Consider the following 4,820-nt stretch of genomic DNA (forward strand, 5'->3'; position numbering starts at 1 on the left):
GGGGGGAACACGCTTAAATAATAGGCTTGCTGTTAACATTTGAATCAAAATACAGCTTTTCACCATTAACATATGAGAATGAAGTATTGAACGTAACTGTTTTCTTTTTAGCGTTACTCATATCTGCAATAACCAGTGAGCTAGGAAATACCGTTGCGGCAGGTAGCTTTGGTGCAGTTAATAACATTGTATATAACGCTATATTTGGACGGCTAACTTCATGTACCACAATGTAGTGGCCATTTAACATACCAGTAACAGAAGATGTAAAACCAATCGAGCAGCCCGTTTCTAAAGAATTAACTTCGTCTGTGATATTTACAATATTTTTTTCCAGTATTCGTACTTAATAGCTGCAGGATTATTTTCTGTATGCATATAACTGTAAGCTTTAACACATTCATCGCCTGAGTAAACAATATAGTTATCAGATGGAATGCGTTTGTTTTTTTGGAAAAATGCCCCGTGAAAATTAGCGCCATCTATTTCAGCCATTGCTTTTTCAAAATAACCACCCAGTCTTTGCTGGACAATGTATGCGGCATCAACGGGTTTCGTTATATCTAATTGCTCAACAGGCACAAAATCTACAATGTAAGGCCGCCAATCGCGTCGGTCATTTGTGTTGGATGCAAGAACGCTGTTACCTACAGCATTAAGAACACCACCGTAAAGAAACCCAGTTGCAGCAGATAAGCCAACGCTGCTTTTTCCTACGTCATTCGCTTGCGGGTTAGCTGAGTCGTTTATACCACGACCTACACCTGAGCTATAACCCAATTTAGCAAGATTAAACGGCACACTATCATCGTTGTCCCACTTATATACATCTGTACTGTTAATAGTTAACGGTATTGGATCGTTAGGCGCTAATACATCGTAGCGGTGGGTTGATTTACAACCACTTAAAACGGCAAGCGATATGACTGCGGTAAGTAATGTTGTTTTCATTTATTAATTTCCTTTTTGTTTTTTACATATAGTAACAATAACTAATCTTAAGGCTACACCTTGTGTGGATTATTGTTCTAAAAAGGGCCAATCAACGAGAGGTCAGCTATGTATGAACACTGGTATTTTTGCACGTGTGACACTGACAATTCACGTAGATATGCTTTCTTTTGTCCAAAAAGGAGACAATTGTTGAGTTTAAATGGTCATCCATGCAGATTACAGGCATTTTTACATGAGTAAAGTGGGAGCTTTTACGCATAAAAATAGATGTTGTACGCTATAAACCACTTTTATTTCCTAGGCCGTTTAAAATAGGTCATCTATGTATAAATATTGAGTTTTGACCTCGATGATACAGGTGCATCTGCGTAGACACACTGACTCTTTATCCATTAAATTAATACTTTATGGTAATGTCACTGGGTCATTGCAAATGGTCATCTATGTAGAGAATTGGTATTTTTACATGAGTAATACAGGCGTTTTCACGCATAAACGCTCGCGCTTTACGTAAATAAGTATTCTTGGTCCTAAAGAAAGGCGGTTAGTGAGTTGTAATGGTCATATGTGTAGAAATCTAGTATTTATACATGAGTAAAACAGGCATTTTTACGCATAAACACTCGCGCTTACGCATAGAATCGATGATTTTACGCTCTAAACCACTCTCATTTCATTAGGTCTTTATAAGTGGTACATCATGTACACATATTGATTATTTACATGAGTAACATTGGCGCTTTTGCGCAAAAGCACCACGCTATACCTATCGACTTCACTCCATTTAGGGGGGGGTATCGCGCGTCTAGCATTGAGTATTTACTTTTACATTCACTATTTCACAGATTGCGCGTGAAGCTACGATAAAATCGCTGATTTGAGCGCGCCAAACCGACTCACTGGTTGTTATTTTAACGCGTAAATCAGCCTTAAATTAGGTAAAGAATTGTCTTACCACATAATAAAAAAGTGAATTTTTTCACTTTTTCATCTCAGACTTTTAGCTGCTAAGACTCTATGAAATAGCCATATTGAGACACGGTGAATCCTTTTTATGGGCATTAATTGATATGTTGGTATATATAAAAATTGAATTTTTACACTTTTTCATCTCAGACTTTTGATGTGCTAGCGTGTTGTAAATAGCCATATTGAGACACTTTTCACTTGCATTTTTCACGATTAAGACTGTCTCAAATGTTAAAAATTAGACGTTTTTCTGTCTCATTTAAAAAGCCAAATCGCGCGCAAAGCCTTGCTGTGTAAGGTTTTTAGGGGGGGGGAGTGTTTTCTTCTAATAGAGGGAACTATCGGATCCTTCTTCGCAATGGTTGAAAAACCAGCCGCAGAGGTTGCTCCTTCAAATTTAGCCGTTGTTGGTCGTTATGTTTTAAGTAAAAATATTTGGCCATTACTCGCTAAAACTCATGTTGGCGCAGGCGGTGAAATACAACTTACAGACGCGATTGATGCATTACTTGCTATTGATACGGTAGAAGCGTTTCATGTGAGTGGCCGCTCACATGACTGCGGCGATAAACTTGGTTATTTAAAAGCCATTGTAGAATACAGCATGCGCCATGAAAGCTTAGGTTATGAGTTTACTGAATATATGAAAGAGTTGGTTAAAGGGTAAAGGTGCTAGGGGCTAGGGGCTAGGTAGAGATTAAGCCAAGCATGGTTTTAAAATTCACGGTAGTGGGTTACCGGTAACGGGCAACGAGTAATGGGCTACGGGTCTAAAACCTAGGACCTAAAACCTAACTATCAGGCTCGCATCAATTCCGTGAGTAGTTTACAATGGCAAGTTCGGTTTGATAAATGCTGGCGACTGCTCGTTAAGCTAAGGTTACAGGGTATAGTATGGAAAATTGGTATTTAGTTATGTGCAAGCCCCGACAAGAGGAAAGGGCAAAAACTAACTTAACCAACCAAGGGATTGAGGCATTTTACCCCAAATTAACAACAGAAAAGCTGGTTAAAGGTCGTCGTACTGTTAAACAGCTCGCTTTGTTTCCTAATTACTTGTTTGTTCGTCTTGATTTAAAAAGCGGAAATTTTTCTGCTGTAAAAAATACCCGCGGTATTGGTGGGTTTGTGTCTTATGGTGCGAGTTATCAAATAGTCCCTGTAGCTTTAATTGAACAATTACAAAGTAAATGCTCACAAACCGTTGAGTCAACAATGCCAAAAGCGGGTGATGTAGTCAGCGTTAATAACGATTCTTTTAAAAGTATTCAAGCAATATACAAAGAGCCCGACGGCGATATGCGCAGCATTTTGTTAATTAACTTACTGAATAAGCAAATAGAAATGAGTGTAGACAATAAAGATATTGAATCTTAGGTGATAGGTGATAGGTGCTAGGGTTTAGGTGATAGGTAGAGATTAGGCCAAGTGCGGTGTTAAAGTTCATGATAACGGCAGCGGGTTACGGGCTTCGAGCTACGGGCATAGATCCTAGAGCCTAGAACCTTGAACCTCCCTCGAACCTAGTGCCTCGCAGCTCGAAGCTCGAAGCTAGCAGCCTTTTAAGCCCGACCTCGCAGCGCAGAAATACAGCTTGCCAGCATGACAAATCCTAATGACATTTTAAACGCCAATGAAATGGTGCTCATTAGTGCGTGGCTATTTTGCGCTGAGAAGGTGCTGTCACCAAGGTAATAATGCACAATTAAGTTTATTAAGCTCATACCAAATAAATTACCAATAGTGCGTGATAAGTTCATTGAGGAAGACGCCACACCTAGCTCACTTTTATCCACTGCACCCATAATGGCATTGTTGTTAGGGGTCGAAAATAAGCCAAACCCAATCCCTAATAATAACAGTGAGCCGCTAATGTAAGCGGTGCTTGAGTTAACCGATAACTGGGATAACAGAAAAAATCCAACCAGAACAATTACACAGCCTAGCGTGGCAAGTAAGCGTGGTTGTATTTTATCGGCAAGCTTACCTGCTAGGGGCGCCATAATAGCCATTGAAACCGCTTGTAGTAATACTATTTGTCCTGCATGTGCGGGGCTTAATCCTTTTATATATTGCAGGTACAAACTTAACAAAAAGGCCAGTGAAAAGTTACTGGCATACATTAAAAACGATGTAGTCAACGATAGGCTAAATACACGACTTTCTAAAAACATTTGTACTCTAATTAACGGGCGCCGACTGCGACTTTGGTGAACAATAAATAGCATTAAACAAATGATTGAAAGTGCGGTTAATAGCCAGCCAGCTATATTCGGTAAATCACTTAACCCTAATACTAAGCACAGTGCAAAGAGCGAGAAAATAACCATACCCCACCAGTCAAACGGCGATTTTTTATCGTTTTTCCATTCGCCATGCAAAAACAGTTTAATGGCAATAAGCAGCATAAGTACCAGGGGGATTTGCGAGTAAAACACGGCGCGCCATCCCCATATTTCAGTGAGCCAGCCACCAACCGCAGGCGCTGCACTGAGTCCTATGTACACACACGCCGCAGAGATGCCCAGTGCCATTCCGCGTTTATTATCAGGCGTAACAGAGGTGATAATGGCAACACCTATACCAAAAATCATGGCGCCTGCAGCCCCTTGTATAAAGCGCCAAAAAAGCACCCACTCAATAGAATTTGCTAACGCACACATTAGCGAGGCCAGCGCATTTAAACCTAAACCAAATGCATACACGCGTTTGCGACCATAGTTGTCTGCTATTTTACCGCACGGCAGCATAAAAAGGACGCTACTGAGTAAATACAAGGTGGGCATCCACGCAATCATTTTTGCGCTTGCGTGTAAATCTTCAGCAAGGTCAGGAATAGCGATGTTAACGCCTGCCATGCCAAGCGGTCCAATAATAGAGCCGCTACAAACGATAAT

The 4,820-nt window shown here is 40.4% G+C and carries 4 protein-coding genes and 1 pseudogene; 2 read left to right on the forward strand and 3 right to left on the reverse strand.

Annotated elements, in window-relative coordinates; genetic code table 11:
- Positions 1-13: 13 nt before the first annotated feature.
- A complete protein-coding gene (locus P20311_RS03175; RefSeq protein ID WP_036984734.1) occupies positions 14-250 on the reverse strand; it encodes a hypothetical protein in 237 nt (78 codons plus the stop codon).
- A 68-nt stretch (positions 251-318) separates the two neighbouring features.
- Entirely contained in the window at positions 319-951 is a 633-nt protein-coding gene (locus P20311_RS03180; RefSeq protein WP_008109592.1) for a hypothetical protein, read from the reverse strand.
- Positions 952-2,278: 1,327 nt separating this feature from the next.
- Between P20311_RS03180 and P20311_RS03185 the strand changes: the two are divergent.
- Positions 2,279-2,590, forward strand: a pseudogene (locus P20311_RS03185) (UTP--glucose-1-phosphate uridylyltransferase); the annotation flags it as partial.
- A 227-nt stretch (positions 2,591-2,817) separates the two neighbouring features.
- A complete protein-coding gene (rfaH, locus tag P20311_RS03190) occupies positions 2,818-3,300 on the forward strand; it encodes a transcription/translation regulatory transformer protein RfaH (RefSeq protein ID WP_008109597.1) in 483 nt (160 codons plus the stop codon).
- A gap of 185 nt (positions 3,301-3,485) precedes the next feature.
- Here rfaH and P20311_RS03195 read toward each other — a convergent pair.
- Positions 3,486-4,820: MFS transporter (locus tag P20311_RS03195; RefSeq protein WP_238529423.1), on the reverse strand; the 1,335-nt coding region annotated here is incomplete at its 5' end.

Source organism: Pseudoalteromonas sp. BSi20311, from assembly GCF_000239875.1.
Classification (GTDB): domain Bacteria; phylum Pseudomonadota; class Gammaproteobacteria; order Enterobacterales; family Alteromonadaceae; genus Pseudoalteromonas.